We start from the raw sequence: 16384 nt of genomic DNA, 5'->3' as shown, positions 1-16384 counted from the left end.
GCCGGGAGACTGGCTCGCAGTCGAAACTCCCCAGATTCTCCCCAGCGTCGTTGGCCGGCGATTCCTGCCTCTACACCCCGAAGAAGTAGCCCATGGATTGCAAGGCTGAATAGGCGAGTGGCCTGGGAAAGTGCTGGAAGAGGTCGTGGCGACCTGTTATGTAGCGTCCATGTGTGAGGTTGGTCCGCTGTCAGGGATCGTCGAGGTCGCCGACCTCGGCACTTTGTCGTCCAAACTCCCCAGATTCTCCCCAGGGTGTGGTCCGCCCGGTCGTAGACCGCAGAGTCCTTCCGTTGATTGCCAGGGGACTGAGGCGTATAGCCTGAGGAAATGCTTACAGAGGTGACAGCGACCCGCTATGCCACGCCCTTGCGTGAGGGCGGCTCGCTCCCCGGGATCGTCGAGGCCGACGACTTCGGCACGTACGTCATGAAGTTCACCGGCGCCGGACAGGGGCGCAAGACGCTGGTCGCCGAGGTCATCTGCGGGCAGCTCGGCCGGAGGCTCGGCCTGCGGGTGCCGGAGCTGGTGACCATCCAGCTCGACCCGGTCATCGGGCTCTCCGAACCCGACCAGGAGGTGCAGGAGCTGCTCAAGGCGAGCGGCGGGCTCAACCTGGGCATGGACTTCCTGCCCGGTTCGCTGGGCTTCGACCCGCTGGCGTACGAGGTGGACCCGGTCGAGGCCGGCCGGATCGTCTGGTTCGACGCGGTCATCAACAACGTCGACCGGTCCTGGCGGAACCCGAACATGCTCGTCTGGCACGGCGACCTGTGGCTCATCGACCACGGCGCCACCATGATCTGGCACCACAACTGGCCCGGCGCCCAGGCCTCCGCCGCCAAGCCCTACGACGCCTCCGACCACGTCCTCGCCCGCTTCGCGCCGGACGTCGCCGCGGCCGCCGCCGAACTCGCCCCGCTCGTCACCCGGGAACTCCTCGACGAGGTCGCCGCCGACGTGCCCGACGAGTGGCTCGTCGACGAGCCCGGTTTCGCGAGCACCGACGAGGTGCGCGCCGCCTACGTCGAGGCGCTGCTGCCGCGCGCCGCCACCATCCACGAGCGGATCACGCTCGGACCGCGCACCGAGACCAGGCCCCAGCAGCCGCCCGGCTGGCTCGCCGAGCGCCTCGCGCCCCGGCCGCACACCACCGAGAAGGACAGCACCCCGTGACCGACCGCGACGTCTTCGAGTACGCGCTGCTGCGCGTGGTGCCCCGGGTCGAGCGCGGCGAGTGCTTCAACGCGGGCGTGGTCGTCTACTGCCGCGCCCGGTCCTACGTGGCCGCCCGCACCCATCTGGACGAGGCGAAGCTCTCGGTGCTGGATCCGGCCGCCGACGTGACCGGCGTCCGGGCCGCGCTGCGGGCCGTCGAGGGGGTCTGCCTCGGGGGCGACGCCGCCGGCCAGGCCGCCGGCGACGACGCCGGGCGCCGCTTCCGCTGGCTCATCGCCCCGCGCTCCACGGTCGTCCAGCCCGGCCCCGTGCACACGGGCCTCACGCTCGATCCCGAGGCCGAGGTGGAGCGGCTCCTCGACCTGCTGGTGCGCTGAGGGCGGGCGCGCGGACGGGACGGTGCGCCGAGCGCACGCGCCCGGGGACGGGGAGTGACCAGGTGCACCCGGTGGGCCGTTGACACCGGGTGTCCGTGCTTCTAGCGTCTCGTTCTGCGGACGATACTAAGCGGTCGCTCATGTGTGGGACGCAGGAGCGGGTGAACGGTTCGGCCGCTACCAGGGACGATCCAAGGGCGAGGAGAACCAAGCATGTCCACCACCGAGCAGCGCGTAGCCGTCGTCACGGGTGCCGCACGGGGAATCGGCGCCGCCACCGCGCTGCGCCTCGCGGCCGAGGGCCGCGCCGTCGCCGTACTCGACCTCGACGAGGCGGCCTGCAAGGACACCGTCGAGAAGATCACCGCGGCGGGCGGCACCGCCCTCGCGGTCGGCTGCGACGTCTCCGACAGCGCCCAGGTGGAGGCCGCCGTCGCGCGCGTCGCCGCCGAGCTCGGCGCGCCGACGATCCTCGTCAACAACGCGGGCGTGCTCCGCGACAACCTGCTCTTCAAGATGTCCGAGTCCGACTGGGACCTCGTCATGAACGTGCACCTCAAGGGCGCCTTCCTGATGGCGAAGGCCTGCCAGAAGCACATGGTGGACGCGGGCTTCGGCCGGATCGTCTCGCTCTCCTCGTCCTCGGCCCTCGGCAACCGCGGCCAGGCGAACTACTCGGCCGTGAAGGCCGGTCTGCAGGGGCTGACCAAGACCCTCGCCAAGGAGCTCGGAAAGTTCGGCATCACCGCCAACGCCGTCGCCCCGGGCTTCATCGTCACCGAGATGACCGCGCAGACCGCCGAGCGGGTCGGCATGGGCTTCGAGGAGTTCCAGGCCGCCGCCGCCTCCATGATCCCGGTGCAGCGGGTCGGCCGTCCCGAGGACGTCGCCAACGCCATCGCCTTCTTCGCGGGCGACGACGCCGGCTTCGTCTCCGGCCAGGTCATGTACGTGGCCGGCGGCCCGCTCAACTGACGCCCGGCAGCGAGAGGAGCACGGCAGACATGACCGCACAGGCACGGCCGGAGCTGTCCGGCAAGGTCGCCCTCGTCACCGGCGCGAGCCGGGGCATCGGCTACGGCATCGCCGAGGCGCTCGTCGCGCGCGGCGACCGGGTCGTCATCACCGGACGCGGCGAGGAGGCCCTCAAGGAGGCCGTCGAGCGCCTCGGGGCCGACCGGGCCGTCGGCGTCCCCGGCAAGGCCCACGACGAGGTCCACCAGGCCGCCGCCGTCGAGGCGGCGATGGACGGCTTCGGCCGTCTCGACTTCCTGGTCAACAACGCCGGGACGAATCCGGTCTTCGGCCCCATCGCGGACCTGGACCTCGGGGTGGCCCGCAAGGTCTTCGAGACGAACGTGGTCTCGGCGCTCGGTTTCGCCCAGCGCAGCTGGCACGCCTGGCAGAAGGAGAACGGCGGCGCGATCGTGAACATCGCCTCGATCGCCGGCGTCTCCGCCTCGCCGTTCATCGGCGCGTACGGAATGAGCAAGGCCGCGATGGTCAATCTGACCCTGCAGCTGGCGCATGAATTCGCACCGCTCGTACGCGTCAATGCCATCGCCCCGGCCGTCGTGAAGACGAAATTCGCGCAGGCGCTCTACGAGGGCCGGGAGGCGGAGGCGGCCGCCTCCTATCCGCTCGGCCGGCTCGGCGAGCCCGAGGACATCGGTGGCGCGGCGGCGTTCCTGACCTCCTCGCAGTCGGAGTGGATCACAGGTCAGACGCTCGTCGTCGACGGCGGGATTTTCCTGAACGCCGGAGTCGGGTGACCGATATCCGGACACTCTCCGGAAGCAGTGTCCGGATTGGGCCCGGTTATACGTCGAATGACTCAAGTGCCCCGTCGGGCTCGACGATTGACCTGACGGGGTGCTGCGGTATCGTCGGCCGACCCCCGGCCGAACGAGGAGCGTGCACGTGTTCAACCGGACCAGTCTGCAGGCCGCTGCAGCCCTTGTGTCCATATCCCTGGTAACCGGATGCAGTGTCTTCTCGGACAGTGATTCCGCCGGGGATCAGAGAATCGTCATCGGTACGACGAGTTCTCCCACCACGCTTGATCCGGCCGCCGCCTGGGACAATTCCTGGGAGCTCTTCCGGAATGTCTTCCAGACCCTGGTCAGTTTCCCGACGGGAAGCACGACTCCGCAGTCGGACGCCGCCGACTGCAAGTTCACCGACACGTCGAGCCGGGTCTTCGAATGCAAGCTCCTGGAGGGCCTCGTGTTCTCCAACGGGCACAAGCTGGACGCCAAGGCCGTGCAGTACTCGATCGAGCGCATCCGCACGATCAACTTCAAGGGCGGCCCCAACGGGATGCTCGGCTCGCTCGACAAGATCGAGACCGTCGGCGACCGCACCGTCGTCTTCCGGCTCAACAAGTCGGACGCCACCTTCCCGTTCATCCTGGCCACGCCGGCGATGTCCCTCGTGGACCCGGCCGACTACCCGGCCGACGCGCTCCGCAAGGACGGCAAGATCACCGGCTCGGGGCCGTACGTCCTCGACTCGTACTCCGAGCGCAAGACGGCGGAGCTGACGAAGAACGCGATGTACAAGGGTTTCGCCGACCGCAAGAACGGCGGCGTGACCATCCGGTACTACGACGAGTCCGACGCGATGGTCGCCGCGCTCAAGAAGAACGAGATCGACGCCACCTACCGCGGCCTCACCGCCGAGGAGGTCGTGTCGCTCCAGGACGACAAGCCCGAGAACAAGGGCCTCCAGCTCGTCGAGTCGACGGGCGCGGACATCCGCTACCTGGTCTTCAACACCCAGGACCCTTCGGTCGCCGAGCCGGCCGTCCGCAAGGCCATCGCCCAGCTCGTCGACCGCGACGAACTGGTCAACAAGGTCTACCAGGGCACCGCCGAGCCCCTGTACTCGATGGTGCCCAAGGGCATCGCCGCCCACACCACCAAGTTCTTCGACCGCTACGGTTCGCCCGACGCCGCCAAGGCCAAGAAGATCCTCCGCGACGCCGACATCACCGATCCCGTCGAGCTGACCTTCTGGTACACGACGGACCGGTACGGCTCCTCCACGGCCGCCGAGTTCGCCGAGCTCAAGCGGCAGCTCGAGGAGTCCGGCCTCTTCAAGATCACCCTGCACGGCAAGCCCTGGAAGGAGTTCGCGGCGGGCTACCAGAAGGGCGAGTACCCGGTCTTCGGCCGCGGCTGGTTCCCCGACTTCCCGGACCCGGACAACTTCGTCGCGCCGTTCATGGGCAAGGAGAACGTCCTCGGCACCCCGTACGTGAGCCCCAGGATCACCGATGTCCTGATCCCGAAGTCCCGCCGCGAGAGCGACCGGGGAACCGTCACGAACGAGTTCGTGGAGGCCCAGGAGATCATGGTCCAGGACGTCCGGCTGCTGCCGCTGTGGCAGGGCAAGCTGTACATCGCGGCCCGTGAGGACATCGGCGGCGGCGAGCGCGCCCTCGACCCGCAGACGGTCATGCAGCTCTGGGAGCTGGAGCGCCGGGCCAGCTGGTAGGAGGCCTGCGGGGGCCACTGTCAGTGGCCCCCGGTAGGTTCTGGGGCGTAGACAGGAACGTCCACCGGAGGTTGTTGACCGTGACCGACACCAGCATGCTGCCCGAGTCCTGGCGGGGCGTTCTCGGCGAGGAACTGCGCAAGCCCTACTTCGCGCAGCTCACCGAGTTCGTCGAGGAGGAGCGCGCCAGGGGTCCGGTCTTCCCTCCGAAGGACGAGGTCTTCGCCGCCCTCGACGCCACCCCGTACGACAAGGTCAAGGTCCTGATCCTCGGTCAGGACCCGTACCACGGAGAGGGCCAGGGGCACGGCCTCTGCTTCTCCGTCCGGCCCGGGGTCAGGACCCCGCCCTCCCTGCGGAACATCTACAAGGAGATGCAGGCCGAGCTCGGCCACCCGATCCCGGACAACGGCTATCTGATGCCCTGGGCCGAGCAGGGCGTCCTCCTGCTCAACGCCGTGCTGACGGTCCGCTCCGGCGAGGCGAACTCGCACAAGGGCAAGGGCTGGGAGAAGTTCACCGACGCGGTGATCACCGCCGTCGCCTCGCGGCCCGACCCCGCCGTCTTCGTCCTCTGGGGCAACTACGCCCAGAAGAAGCTGCCGCTCATCGACGAGGAGCGGCACGTGGTCGTGAAGGGCGCGCACCCCTCGCCGCTCTCCGCGAAGAAGTTCTTCGGATCGCAGCCGTTCACCCGGATCGACGCGGCCGTCGCGGCCCAGGGGCACGAGCCGATCGACTGGCGCGTCCCGGACCTCGGCTGAGCCTCGGCCCGATCGGGGGCAGGTGCGGCTAGCGTCGGCACTCCCAGTGGGTGAGGCGGTGGAGGTCGCGGTGACCGAGCAGCAGCAGGTGTCGGACGACGGGGTCATGACCAGGATCGGGCAGGCCATGATGCTGCTCCACGGCGGCGACCGTGAGGAGGCCCGCAACCGCTTCGGGCTCCTGTGGCAGCAGATCGGCCCGGACGGGGACCCCCTCCACCGCTGCACCCTCGCCCACTACATGGCGGACGCGCAGGACGACCCCGACACGGAGCTGGCCTGGGACCTGCGGGCACTGAGCGCCGCCGAGGGCCTCGCGGAGGAGCGGCTCGCCGCCCATGACTCGACGGCGGCGCTCCGGGCGCTGTACCCCTCGCTCCACCTCAACCTCGCCGCCGACTATCTGAAGCTCCAGCGACCCGACGCCGCGCGGACCCACCTCGACCGGGCCCGCGCGGCCTCGGACCATCTGGACGACGACGGCTACGGCAACGGGGTCAGGGCGGCGATCGAACGGCTGGAGCTGCGGCTCGGGGGAGAGTGAGGGGTCCCGGCGAGGGGCCGCTCCGGGCGCGAGCCCGTTCCGGGCCGGGCTTGCGGACCCGGGCGCGGACGGCCCGGCCGGTCAATGGCCGTAGGTGCCGTGGCAGATGCGGGACGGGTCGCTGCCGGGTCCCCAGCCCCCGTACCGCTCGCCCAGATCGCAGACGTCCGCCCGCGAGACCGGTGGCTTCTTCCGCAGGTCGCTCAGCCGCGGCAGTTCGGGCAGCGGCGGCCGGGCCGCCGGGCGCGGACGCTCCCGCTGCCGGGGTACGAGGTCCGGGCGCGGCGCCTCGGTCCTGTGCGGGGCCCCCGCCCGCCGGTGCGGCTCGGCCGTCGGCGACGCGCGGGGCGCGGCGGACGGCGGGGGAGCGGGGAGCGCCGCCTCAAGGGCCTCGCGGGCCGGGCCCTCGACGATCTGCGGTGCCACGTCCTGGGCGGGGCGTACGGTCTCCGCGGCGGGCGCGGGGACGGGAGCCTTCGGCGGGGCGTCCACCGACACGCAGCCCGCGAGGGCGGCGACGGCCGCCCCGACCAGGATCTTCGCTGTGGTTCGGGTTCCATGCACCCGCGCCACTCTGCTGGTCCCACGACGATCTTCGCGCCCCTACCGGCGGGGAATGCCCCGCACGGGTGAGGCCCCGTGGGACCCGCCTTGACCGGTCAGTCGCCGGTCGCGCCGTCGATGCGCTCCCTGATGAGGTCCGCGTGGCCGTTGTGGCGGGCGTACTCCTCGATCATGTGGAGGTAGATCCAGCGCAGGTTGAAGGACTCCCCGCTGCGGTGCTCGCCCACGCCCAGGTCGTCGAGACCGTGCGGGGCGGCCAGGGCGCGCGCGTGGGCGATCTCCGCCTGCCAGGTGGCGAAGGCCTCCTCGTAGGTGTCCCCCTCCGTGGCGTGGATGTCCCCGTCGCGGTCCTCCTGCGTCGAGTAGATCCACTCCGCCTTCTCGCCGGCCAGGACGTTGCGGAACCAGCCGCGCTCGACCTCCGCCATGTGGCGCACGAGGCCGAGCAGGTTGAGGTCCGAGGGCGGGGCGGAGGGGGTGCGCAGCTGGGCGTCGTCGAGCCCCTCGCACTTCGACGCGAGGGTCGCGCGATGGAAGTCGAGCCACTGCTCCAGCGCCTCGCGCTCGCCCGAGGTGGTGGACGGGTCGACGCGGGGGACGGATTCGGTGCGTTCGGTGGTCATGCGCGGCATCGTGCCCCATGGCCCCCGGCGGCGCCACCGCTTTCACGCCGGGCGCGGGGACCGGTTCCCGAGCATGCCGCGGAGCAGTTCGTCGAAGCCGGTGCGGAGTTCGGTGCGGCTCGGTACGGCGGAGTGGAAGGAGCCGGCCGCGCAGGAGAACATCAGGCCCTCGCACCAGGCGATGAGGGAGAGGGCGTGCCGCTCCGGCGCCGGTGAGCCCGCCGCCGTCATCATCGCGACCAGCGGGCCGTGGAAGACGGAGCCCGCGTCGTCGAAGAAGGCGCGCAGCTCGGGGCGGCGGGTGGCTTCGAGGGCCAGCTCGTAGCGGGAGACGAGCAGCGCGCGGTGGTCGGTGAGATAGCGGTGCAGGGCGAGGGCCAGGGCGTCGACGAGCGCGTCGGGGGCGGGGTGGCCGTCGGGGTCCGGGCGGTCGTGGGCCTCGGGACGGTTGTCGGCACCCGGGCGGCCGTCGGCACCCGGGCGGACCCTGCCCCCGGCCGCGCCCGGCATCTCCTCCGGGGTCAGGACCCGGGCCTCCAGCTGGACCTGGCGTCGCACGGCCGCTTCCAGGAGGGCCTGGCGCGTCCGGGCGTGATTGGACGTCGAGCCCTGCGGCAGTCCGGCCCGCTCGTCCACGGCGCGGTGTGTCAGCCCGCGCATGCCGCGCTCGACGAGCAGGTCGAGGGCGGCGTCACCGATCCGCTCGGCGCGGGAGCCGAGGGGTTCCGGAGGGGCGGTGGCTTCGGAGGGGGCGGTGGGTTCCGACGCGGAGGAGGCGGCCGATGCGGTCATGGGGACAACCTACTACCGGGCTGACTACACCTGTAGTAGCGTCACTCCCGTCGGTCGTACTACACCTGTAGTTTCCCGTCGGAGGAGCAGTCATGGAACAGCGCCGTGCCGTCGTCGTCGGAGCCGGAGTCGGCGGTCTCACCGCCGCCGTCGCCCTCCACCGCAAGGGCTGGCGGGTCACCGTCCTCGAACGCGCCGCCGACCTCGCCCCCGTCGGCGCCGGCATCGGCCTCGCCCCCAACTCCCAGCGCGCGCTGGACGTCATCGGCCTCGGCGACCGCGTCCGCGAGCTCGCCGCCTGGCAGGGCGACGGCGGCATGCGCGCCCCCGACGGCCGCTGGCTCGCCCGCACCGACGCCAAGGCGGCCGCCGCGCGCTTCGGCGGGCCGCTGGTCCTCCTCCACCGCGCCACCCTCGTCGACATCCTCACCTCGGCGCTCCCCGCCGGAGCCGTACGTACCGGAGCGGCCGCCACCGTGCTCGACCCCGGCGACGACCGGCGCCCCGCCCGCCTCGCCACCCCGCAGGGCGAACTCGAAGCCGAACTCGTCGTCGCCGCCGACGGCATCCGCTCCGCGACGAGGCACACCCTCTTCCCCGGGCACCCCGGCCCCCGGTACGCCGGCTGCACCACCTGGCGGGTCGTCGTCCCGGCCCCCGAGCGGCCCTTCGCCCCGCACGAGACCTGGGGCGCCGGACGCCTGTGGGGCACCCAGCCCCTCAAGGACGGCCGGATCTACGCGTACGCCATGGCCACCGCCCCCGCCGGGGCCCACGCGCCCGACGACGAGCGGGCCGAACTCCTGCGCCTCTTCGGGGACTGGCACCACCCCGTCCCCGAGATCCTCGCCGCCGTCGAGCCCGGCCAGGTCCTGCGCCACGACGTCCACCACCTGCCCGACCCGCTGCCGGCCTTCCACCGGGGCCGGGTCGCGCTCCTCGGGGACGCCGCGCACGCGATGATGCCGAGCCTCGGCCAGGGCGGGAACCAGGCCATCGAGGACGCCGTCGTCCTCGCCCATCACGCAGGCTCCGCGGCCGAGTTCGTCCCGGGACCCGCGCTCGCCGCCTACACGGCCGACCGCCTGCCCCGTACCACCGCCATCGTCCGCAAGGCCGCCCGGACGGGAGCCGTCACCCTGCTCTCGGCCCGCCCCGCCGTCGCCCTCCGCTCCACCCTGGTCCGCGCCGTCTCCGCCTTCGGTCCCGGGCTCGTCCTGCGGGGCTTCGACGGCATCGCGGACTGGCGCCCGCCGGTCGCCCCGGCCCGGCCCGCGTAAGCTGACCGGCGCGAACGGCCCCCACGAGCGGGGCCTGTGGACACGACAAGGGAGACCCCGTGAAGGTTGGCTGCATCGGACTCGGCGACATCGCGCAGAAGGCCTACCTCCCCGTCCTCGCCACCCTCCCCGGGGTCGAACTCCACCTCCAGACCCGTACCGCCGCGACCCTCGACCGGGTCGCCGGCACCCTCCACCTGCCCGCCGCGCAGCGCCACCGCGACCTCGACTCACTGCTCGCGGCCGGACTCGACGCCGCGTTCGTCCACGCGCCGACCTCCGCCCACGCGGAGATCGCCGAGCGGCTCATCGAAGCCGGCGTCCCCACGTACGTCGACAAGCCCCTCGCGTACGAGTACGCCGACTCCGAGCGGATCGTGGAGCTCGCGGAGAAGCGTTCGGTCGGTCTCGCCGTCGGCTTCAACCGGCGTCTCGCCCCGTCGTACGCCCAGTGCGTCGAGCACCCGCGCGAACTGATCGTCCTCCAGAAGAACCGGGTCGGCCTCCCCGAGGACCCGCGCACGCTCGTGCTCGACGACTTCATCCACGTCGTCGACACCCTGCGGTTCCTCCTCCCCGGCGAGGTCGAGCACATCGACGTGCGGGCCAGGATCCGCGAGGGGCTCATGCACCACGTCGTGCTGCAGCTCTCCGGCGACGGGTTCACCGCCATCGGCATGATGAACCGGATGAACGGCTCCACCGAGGAGATCCTGGAGGTCTCCGGGCAGGACACCAAGCGCCAGGTCCTCAACCTCTCCGACGTCGTCGACCACAAGGGCCAGCCGACCCTGCGGCGGCGCGGCGACTGGGTGCCGGTGGCCCGTCAGCGCGGCATCGAGCAGGCCGTACTGGCCTTCCTCGACGCGGTCCGCGAGGGCCGGGTCCTCAGCGCGCGCGACGCCCTGCTGACCCACGAACTGTGCGAGCGCGTGGTCCGCGAGGCGCTGACCCAGGCTTCCTGAGCCGGCCGGGCCCCGGGGGCCTCAGGTGCGGCGCCACCGCTCGTCGACGACGACCGAGCGGAGCCGCCAGCCGTCGGCGGTGCGGCGCGCGGCGAAGGCGTAGCGGCCGCCGCACACGAAGTCCTCGCCGGAGGCGAAGCGCATCGGATTGACGTAGTCGGCGCCGATGTCGGCCAGATCGCCGGTCTGCGGATAGCCGAGGGGGTCACGGAATCGGACCCGCCGGTTCACGATGAGGTGCTGGCGTACGGGAAAGAGCGGCATCGTCTCGGCCAGCCACTCCGCGACAGCGGCGGCGGTCCCCTCGATCCCGCCCGAGCCCCGGTAGTCGGCCCGGCCGTCGGGGGTGAACAGGGCCCGGTAGGCGGGCCAGTCGCCGTCGTCCACGGCGGTCGCGTAGCCGGTGAGGAGATCGTCGAGAGCGAGCCGGTCCATCACGGTCGCGAGGTCCACGCGCTGCGTCATCGCCTCAGTGTCCGGCAGGGCACGCCCGGGGCCAAGGGGCGTGCACGACCCCGCCGGTTCGGGTGGACCGATTCCCGCCACGGTGACCGGCCGCCCGGCGACGGACGTCTCCCCGGACGTCGCTCAGCCGGTACGCGGCGGCCGACCCGCCACCTCCCGGACGGCGTCACCGATCCGCGCGGCGTCGCCGACCGCCACCGTCACCAGACGGTCCGGTGCGAACGCCTCGCGCAGGGCCGCCGACGCCTCCTCCGCGGAGACGGCCGCGGCCCGCCGGAACGCGCCCGGCAGCGTGCCCGGCGCACGCCCGTCGAGCACCAGAAGGGCGATCTCGTCCGCGACGGCGGAGGCCGTGAGGTAGCGCAGCGGCGCGGCGTCCACGATCTGCGCGACCGCCGCCGACCGCTCCCGCTCGCTGATCCCGTGCTCGGTCACCTCCCGCAGGATGCGCCGGACGTCACCGAGCGCCTCGCCCGTCACGGAGGTCTCCACCGCGCCGGTGACCACGGCGAGCGAGTGCTGCACGACCGCGAGCAGCCGGCTGTGGAAGCCGTACGTGTACCCCTTGGTCTCCCGGAGTTCCCGGTCGAGGCGCGCGTTGACGGAGCCGCCGAGACTGTGGTTCCCGATCAGCAGCGGGTCCCAGCCCGGATCCGTGCGCGCGGACGCGGCGCGGCCGAGGACCAGCCGGGTCTGGACGGCCCCGGGCCGGTCGACCACGATCACCGCCGGGTCCTCCCGCAGCGGAGGGGCGGGCGGCGCCGACAGCTTCCCCTGCTCGCCCTCCCAGGTGGACAGGACCCGGCGCAGCACCTCCTCGGTGCCGTTGCCGGAGAGGTCGCCCGCGACGACCACGGTGGTGACGGCGGGGCGCAGGAACCGGCGGTGACAGGCCACGACCGCGTCCCGGTCGACCCGGCGGACCGTCTCCTCCGTGCCGCGCGCGGGACGGCTGCGCCGGTCCGCGGGATCGAAGACGGCCGCGTGCAGTTCCACGGCGGCCCGGCGCTCGGGGTCCGCCCGGTGACGGACCAGGGCGTGGACGCGCGAGCGGGCCAGCCGGTCCACCGAGGCGGCCGGGAGCAGCGGTTCGCGCATGGCCAGGACCAGCAGGGACAGGGCGCGGGCGAGGTGCGGGACGGGGACGTCGAGGGTGATCCGCAGCCCCGCGTGCTCGGCGCCGACCCCGAGGGTCGCGCCGCAGTTCTCCAGTTCCCGGATGAAGTCGAGCGAACTCAGGCCGGGGACGCCCTCGACGAGGGCGCTGGTGGTGATGCCGAGGACGCCCTCCAGCTCACGGGGTTCGAGGGCGAGGGGCGCGGCCACGACGATCTCGACGCTCAGCACCTCCTGGCCCGGGCGGTCGCACGTCAGCAGCGTCACGCCGTTGGCGAGGACGTCCTCGTGCAGCGCGGGGAAGAGCCAGGTCTCGGCCGGCGCCGGCAAGGGCCGTTTCGGCCGCGGCGCGGCGGCCCGACGGCCGGTGACGGCCGGGGAGAGGGAGACGGGCGCGTTCATACGGGGACCCTTCGCGAAGGACCGGCGGGACGGGCGGCCGGGAAGTCTCGGTGGCGAGTGGCGAGTGCCGGTGCAGGTGCCGGTGGCAGTGACGGCGTCGTCGCCGGAGGCGCGGGCAGAGGGTCGTGCCAGGTGCGGCTCACGGTCCCGCATCCCCCGCGGGCTCGTACGTGAGGACCGCGCGCCGCGCCGGGGCGAGCAGCTCCGCGGCCGCCGCGCCGACCTCCGCCGCACCGATGTCGAGGACGCTCGCCAGGTGCCGGTCGCAGCGGGTGGCGTCGCCGAAGTACGCCTCCTGGGCGCAGAGTTCGTCGGCCCGGCCGGCCGGGTGGGCGAGCCGGTCGTGCCAGTCCCGGCGGATCTGGGCCCGCGCCCCCTCCAGCGCGTCCTCCGTGACCCCGCCGTCGGCCAGCCGCTCGATCTCCGCGTCCACCGCGCGCTCCACGTCCGCGAGTGCGGACCCGGCCGGGGCCCGTACGTTGAGCTGACCGAGGGACGGGGCCCACCGCAGCGGCATCAGCGACGCGCGCGCCGTGTGGGCGATCTGTTCGCGCCGCACCAGACGGTCGTGCAGGCCCCGGCTGCTCATCCCGCCGAGGAGGGTCAGGGCCAGGTCGGCGGCCGCGTACCCGGGTTCGCCGTACGCGGGAAGCTGGTACGCGGCCATGAACGCGGGCCCCGGCACCGGCTCCACGACGTGGCGCCGCGCCTCGACCGGCTTCTCGGGCGCGCCCGGTACGACGGTGCGCGTCAGGGGGCCGGCGGCGCCGGGTCCCGTACCGGACGGCGGGATGTGCCCGAAGTGGCGCTCGGCCAGGTCGACGACCGCCTCGGGGGAGACGTCGCCGACCACGGAGAGGATCGCCCGGTCCGGGGTGTAGTGGCGGCCGAAGAACGCACGGCAGTCGTCGAGGGTGACCGCCCGCAGGTCCTCCGGGCTGCCGGCCGGCAGGGCGCGGAAGGGGTGCCCGGGCGGGAAGGACATGGCGACCAGCTGTTCCCAGCCGGTCCCGTAGGGGACGTTGTCGTACCGCTCGCGGCGCTCGTTCAGGACCACGTCCCGCTGGGTGGCCAGGCTCTCGGCGGTCAGCGCGTCGGGCAGCCCGCCCATGCGGTCGGCCTCCAGCCAGAGCACCAGCTCCAGCTGGCCCACCGGGACGAGGCTGTGGAAGACCGTGCGCTCGAAGCCGGTGGCGGCGTTGGTGTGCCCGCCGGCGTCCTCGACGGCCGCGGTGTGCCCGCCGGCGGGCACCTGCGTCGAGCCCTGGAACATCAGGTGCTCGAAGAGGTGCGCGAGCCCGGTCCGGCCGCGCGGCTCGTCGCGGGAACCCACCTCGTACCAGAGGCAGACCGCGGCCACCGGCACGGTCGGATCCTTGGAGACGACCACCCGCAGACCGTTTGAGAGGGTGTGGCGGGCGGGGCTGAGGACGGGCACGGTGCTCCTACGGCTCGGTGGGAGGCGCGGTCTTCGGGCGGGGGTCGTCGTCGGTGCCGGCGGACGCGGCCGTCGTTCCGGCCGGCGCGTCGTCCGCTTCGCTCTCCCCGCCCTCGGTGCCCCGGAGGGCGCGGACCGGGCTGAGCAGGGGCCAGAGCGCCGAGGTGAGGAGGCCGGCCGCCGACACGTACATGACCTCGGCGAGGCCGAACCGTCCGCCGAGCCAGCCGCCGAGCAGCGCGCCCACCGGCTGGCAGCCCCAGCTGACGAAGCGGGTGGTGGCGGTGACCCGGCCGAGCAGGTGGTCGGGGACCAGGCTCTGCTTCACCGTCTCGCTGATGACCAGGTTGACCACGACCGCGAAGGTCCAGGTGAAGGTGGAGGCCGACACCAGGACGATGGAGAGCGCGCGGTTGTCCCACTGCTCGGCGAGCGGGACCAGGACCGCAGAGACGCCGGGGGCGGCGTACGCCAGGACGAGGGCGCGGCCCTGGCCGAACAGCCGGGTGAGGAAGGGGGTGGAGGACGCGCCGAGCAGACCGGCGACACCGCCCGCCATGCTGGTGGCGCCGAGCAGACCCGGGCTGAAGCCGAGGACGCGGAGCACGAAGAGGGTGTGCACCGCGAAGAACATCGCGTGGAAGATGTTGAAGTGGGTGGCGGCGAGGATCATCGGCCGCTGGATGCGGTCGTCCCGGAGGACGAGCAGCCCCTTGAGCACGGCCTTGCGGTGCGATTCCCGCGGCTCCGGCTCCCCGGCCGACGCCCCCGCGCCTGCCACCGCTCCGTCGCCTTCACCCTTGCCGTCCTGCGGGTCGGCGGGCGCCGGCGCCGCCTTGGGCAGGCCGGCCAGCGTGAAGCAGCTGATCAGATACGAGAAGCAGTCCACGACCAGGGCGACCGGCGCGCTCACGACCTGGATGAGCAGACCGGCGAGACCCGGCCCCGCGACGGTGCCGACGGAGGTGCTCGCCTCCATCCACGAGTTGGCGCGCTCCAGCTGCCCTCGCGGCAGCAGCCGGGGCAGATAGGCCGACATGGCGCTGTCGAAGAGCAGCGTGAAGGCGCCGACCAGGAAGACGACCCCGTACAGGACCGGCATGGTGAGCGCGTCGAACCAGAAGAGCAGCGGGATCGCGAAGAGCAGCAGTCCCCGGGCGACGTTGGCGACGAGCATCAGCGCGCGCCGCTCGTACCGGTCCGCCCAGACGCCCGCCGACAGCCCGAGCAGCAGGACAGCGGCGGATTCCGCGGCCTCAAGGACGCCCATCTGCCACGGGGTGGCGGCGAGGGTGGTCGCGGCGGTGATGCCGATCGCCATGAAGGTGATCTCGGTGCCGGCGAGGGACAGGGTCTCGCCGGTCCACAGCCGGAGGAACCCGGTGCCCCGGAACGGCGTCTTCTTCGGCTTCCCCCCGGGCCGTTCGCCGGTGGCCCTCTCGCCGGTGGACCCGTCCCCCGGGGGCGGCTTCTCGCCCGCCCGCGGTTCCGGCAGGTGCTGCTGATCGGTCATGAGGTCGTCGGACACGTGCACGTGCTCTCTTCGCTGTGGGTGATCTGCTGACGCGTGAAGTCCAGGGCCGCCCGGCGCCCCAGAGTGGGGCATGTTCCGCTGCACAGGAACTCGACGATGTCATGCGCGAGCATGGCGGCGACCACTGTATTGGCGGGGCCGAAGGAGAAGGGGGCGGGTTCGGTGGACCGGTCCTCGAACTCCCGGTCGCGGGCGCTGAGACCGGCGCGCCGGGCCCGTTCGAAACAGGTCCAGCAGCCACCCCGGGCCGGGTCGACCACCGGACCCCAGAGACCGACGCCGACGGCGACCGCGCCGATCGCGGTCGGCGTGCCGGTGCCGGCCGCCCACTCCGCGACCACGGCGGGCAGCTCGGGCGGGGTGTCGGCGGCCACGACCACCAGGTCCAGGTCCCCGGGCAGCGACGCCGCGAGATCACCGGCCGCGGCGATCCTCCTCCGTACGCCGACGATCTCGGCGCCCTCCCGGATCCCGCCCAGGTACGCGGCCAGCGCCACGGTCTTGGGTCGCCCCAGGTCGGAACGGGCGTACGTGAACTGCCGGTTGAGGTTGTGCAGGGCCACCCGGTCGTCGTCGACGAGCCAGAACCGCCCCACGCCGGCCGCCGCCAGGTGCTGGGCGACGATGCCGCCGATGCCGCCCAGGCCGATCACCCCGATCCGGGCGGTGAGCAGCCGGTGCTGCGCCGCGCCGGTGTCCGGAGTGAACAGGCCGAGGTAGTCGACCTGCCGCTCGAACGGCTCGCCGGTGAACTCCGTACCGTTCGCGGCCGGTTCGCCCGTGACCCAGCCCAGCTCGCGGAGCTCGGACAGGAGCGCGGAGGCCGCTTCGGGACGCCAGTCC

General features: G+C 72.8%; 17 protein-coding genes. 9 read left to right on the top strand and 8 right to left on the bottom strand.

The genetic code is table 11. From position 1 onward, the window contains the following. Positions 1-330 precede the first annotated feature (330 nt). From ASD33_RS07580 to ASD33_RS07550, 7 genes are all read left to right on the top strand, one after another. Positions 331-1176 carry a HipA family kinase gene (locus ASD33_RS07580; protein ID WP_056555419.1) on the top strand — a complete coding sequence of 282 codons (846 nt, stop codon included), beginning with the start codon at positions 331-333 and terminating at the stop codon, positions 1174-1176. Continuing rightward, on the top strand, positions 1173-1556 hold the full coding sequence (locus tag ASD33_RS07575) for a DUF3037 domain-containing protein (protein ID WP_056555416.1): 384 nt from the start codon (positions 1173-1175) through the stop codon (positions 1554-1556). The genes ASD33_RS07580 and ASD33_RS07575 overlap by 4 nt, the downstream gene beginning before the upstream one ends. A gap of 213 nt (positions 1557-1769) precedes the next feature. Continuing rightward, positions 1770-2531 (top strand): 3-oxoacyl-ACP reductase FabG, encoded by a 762-nt coding sequence (gene fabG / locus ASD33_RS07570; protein WP_056555413.1) that lies wholly within the window; start codon positions 1770-1772, stop codon positions 2529-2531. A gap of 29 nt (positions 2532-2560) precedes the next feature. Beyond that, complete coding sequence (locus tag ASD33_RS07565; RefSeq protein ID WP_056555410.1) at positions 2561-3328, top strand: SDR family oxidoreductase; 768 nt, start codon at positions 2561-2563, stop codon at positions 3326-3328. Positions 3329-3476: 148 nt separating this feature from the next. Further along, entirely contained in the window at positions 3477-5054 is a 1578-nt protein-coding gene (locus tag ASD33_RS07560; protein WP_056555407.1) for an ABC transporter substrate-binding protein, read from the top strand. Positions 5055-5134: 80 nt separating this feature from the next. Further along, positions 5135-5818, top strand: coding sequence for a uracil-DNA glycosylase (gene ung, locus ASD33_RS07555; protein ID WP_056555613.1), 684 nt, complete (start codon positions 5135-5137; stop codon positions 5816-5818). Between the two features lie 70 nt (positions 5819-5888). Next, the gene (locus tag ASD33_RS07550) at positions 5889-6362 is read left to right on the top strand and encodes a hypothetical protein (RefSeq protein ID WP_056555611.1); all 474 of its coding nucleotides are present in this window, start codon (positions 5889-5891) and stop codon (positions 6360-6362) included. A gap of 81 nt (positions 6363-6443) precedes the next feature. Here the strand turns inward: ASD33_RS07550 and ASD33_RS07545 are convergent, their stop codons facing one another. From ASD33_RS07545 to ASD33_RS07535, 3 genes are all read right to left on the bottom strand, one after another. Beyond that, the gene (locus ASD33_RS07545; protein WP_242426858.1) at positions 6444-6926 is read right to left on the bottom strand and encodes a hypothetical protein; all 483 of its coding nucleotides are present in this window, start codon (positions 6924-6926) and stop codon (positions 6444-6446) included. 95 nt (positions 6927-7021) lie between these two features. Further along, positions 7022-7549, bottom strand: a complete 528-nt coding sequence (locus ASD33_RS07540) for a DinB family protein (protein ID WP_056555401.1) — start codon at positions 7547-7549, stop codon at positions 7022-7024. Positions 7550-7591: 42 nt separating this feature from the next. Further along, positions 7592-8341 (bottom strand): TetR/AcrR family transcriptional regulator, encoded by a 750-nt coding sequence (locus ASD33_RS07535; protein ID WP_056555398.1) that lies wholly within the window; start codon positions 8339-8341, stop codon positions 7592-7594. 92 nt (positions 8342-8433) lie between these two features. On the opposite strand from ASD33_RS07535, the gene ASD33_RS07530 reads away from it, so the two are divergent. After that, positions 8434-9621, top strand: coding sequence for an FAD-dependent monooxygenase (locus ASD33_RS07530; RefSeq protein WP_056555395.1), 1188 nt, complete (start codon positions 8434-8436; stop codon positions 9619-9621). A 59-nt stretch (positions 9622-9680) separates the two neighbouring features. Continuing rightward, positions 9681-10586 (top strand): Gfo/Idh/MocA family oxidoreductase, encoded by a 906-nt coding sequence (locus tag ASD33_RS07525; RefSeq protein ID WP_056555392.1) that lies wholly within the window; start codon positions 9681-9683, stop codon positions 10584-10586. 21 nt (positions 10587-10607) lie between these two features. Here ASD33_RS07525 and ASD33_RS07520 read toward each other — a convergent pair whose 3' ends face one another. The 5 genes from ASD33_RS07520 to ASD33_RS35420 all read right to left on the bottom strand — a co-directional run bounded on the left by ASD33_RS07520 (position 10608) and on the right by ASD33_RS35420 (position 16251). After that, positions 10608-11051: a nuclear transport factor 2 family protein gene (locus ASD33_RS07520; RefSeq protein WP_056555389.1), complete on the bottom strand. Its 444-nt coding sequence runs from the start codon at positions 11049-11051 to the stop codon at positions 10608-10610. A 123-nt stretch (positions 11052-11174) separates the two neighbouring features. Then, entirely contained in the window at positions 11175-12569 is a 1395-nt protein-coding gene (locus tag ASD33_RS07515; RefSeq protein WP_056555386.1) for a pitrilysin family protein, read from the bottom strand. A 139-nt stretch (positions 12570-12708) separates the two neighbouring features. Continuing rightward, positions 12709-14007 carry a pitrilysin family protein gene (locus ASD33_RS07510; protein WP_056555383.1) on the bottom strand — a complete coding sequence of 433 codons (1299 nt, stop codon included), beginning with the start codon at positions 14005-14007 and terminating at the stop codon, positions 12709-12711. Positions 14008-14014: 7 nt separating this feature from the next. Beyond that, entirely contained in the window at positions 14015-15535 is a 1521-nt protein-coding gene (locus ASD33_RS07505; protein ID WP_157870005.1) for an MFS transporter, read from the bottom strand. Further along, on the bottom strand, positions 15517-16251 hold the full coding sequence (locus tag ASD33_RS35420; RefSeq protein WP_277922080.1) for a ThiF family adenylyltransferase: 735 nt from the start codon (positions 16249-16251) through the stop codon (positions 15517-15519). The genes ASD33_RS07505 and ASD33_RS35420 overlap by 19 nt, the downstream gene beginning before the upstream one ends. Positions 16252-16384 lie beyond the last annotated feature (133 nt).

Source organism: Streptomyces sp. Root1304, from assembly GCF_001426405.1.
Classification (GTDB): Bacteria; Actinomycetota; Actinomycetes; order Streptomycetales; family Streptomycetaceae; genus Streptomyces.
This window is presented reverse-complemented; position numbering and strand designations above follow the sequence as displayed.

Coding starts and splice junctions, on each gene's coding strand:
- ASD33_RS07580 (WP_056555419.1), top strand. CDS start 331: ATGCTTACAGAGGTGACAGCGACCCGCTATGCCACGCCCTTGCGTGAG.
- fabG (WP_056555413.1), top strand. CDS start 1,770: ATGTCCACCACCGAGCAGCGCGTAGCCGTCGTCACGGGTGCCGCACGG.
- ASD33_RS07565 (WP_056555410.1), top strand. CDS start 2,561: ATGACCGCACAGGCACGGCCGGAGCTGTCCGGCAAGGTCGCCCTCGTC.
- ASD33_RS07540 (WP_056555401.1), bottom strand. CDS start 7,549: ATGACCACCGAACGCACCGAATCCGTCCCCCGCGTCGACCCGTCCACC.
- ASD33_RS07535 (WP_056555398.1), bottom strand. CDS start 8,341: ATGACCGCATCGGCCGCCTCCTCCGCGTCGGAACCCACCGCCCCCTCC.
- ASD33_RS07530 (WP_056555395.1), top strand. CDS start 8,434: ATGGAACAGCGCCGTGCCGTCGTCGTCGGAGCCGGAGTCGGCGGTCTC.
- ASD33_RS07520 (WP_056555389.1), bottom strand. CDS start 11,051: ATGACGCAGCGCGTGGACCTCGCGACCGTGATGGACCGGCTCGCTCTC.
- ASD33_RS07515 (WP_056555386.1), bottom strand. CDS start 12,569: ATGAACGCGCCCGTCTCCCTCTCCCCGGCCGTCACCGGCCGTCGGGCC.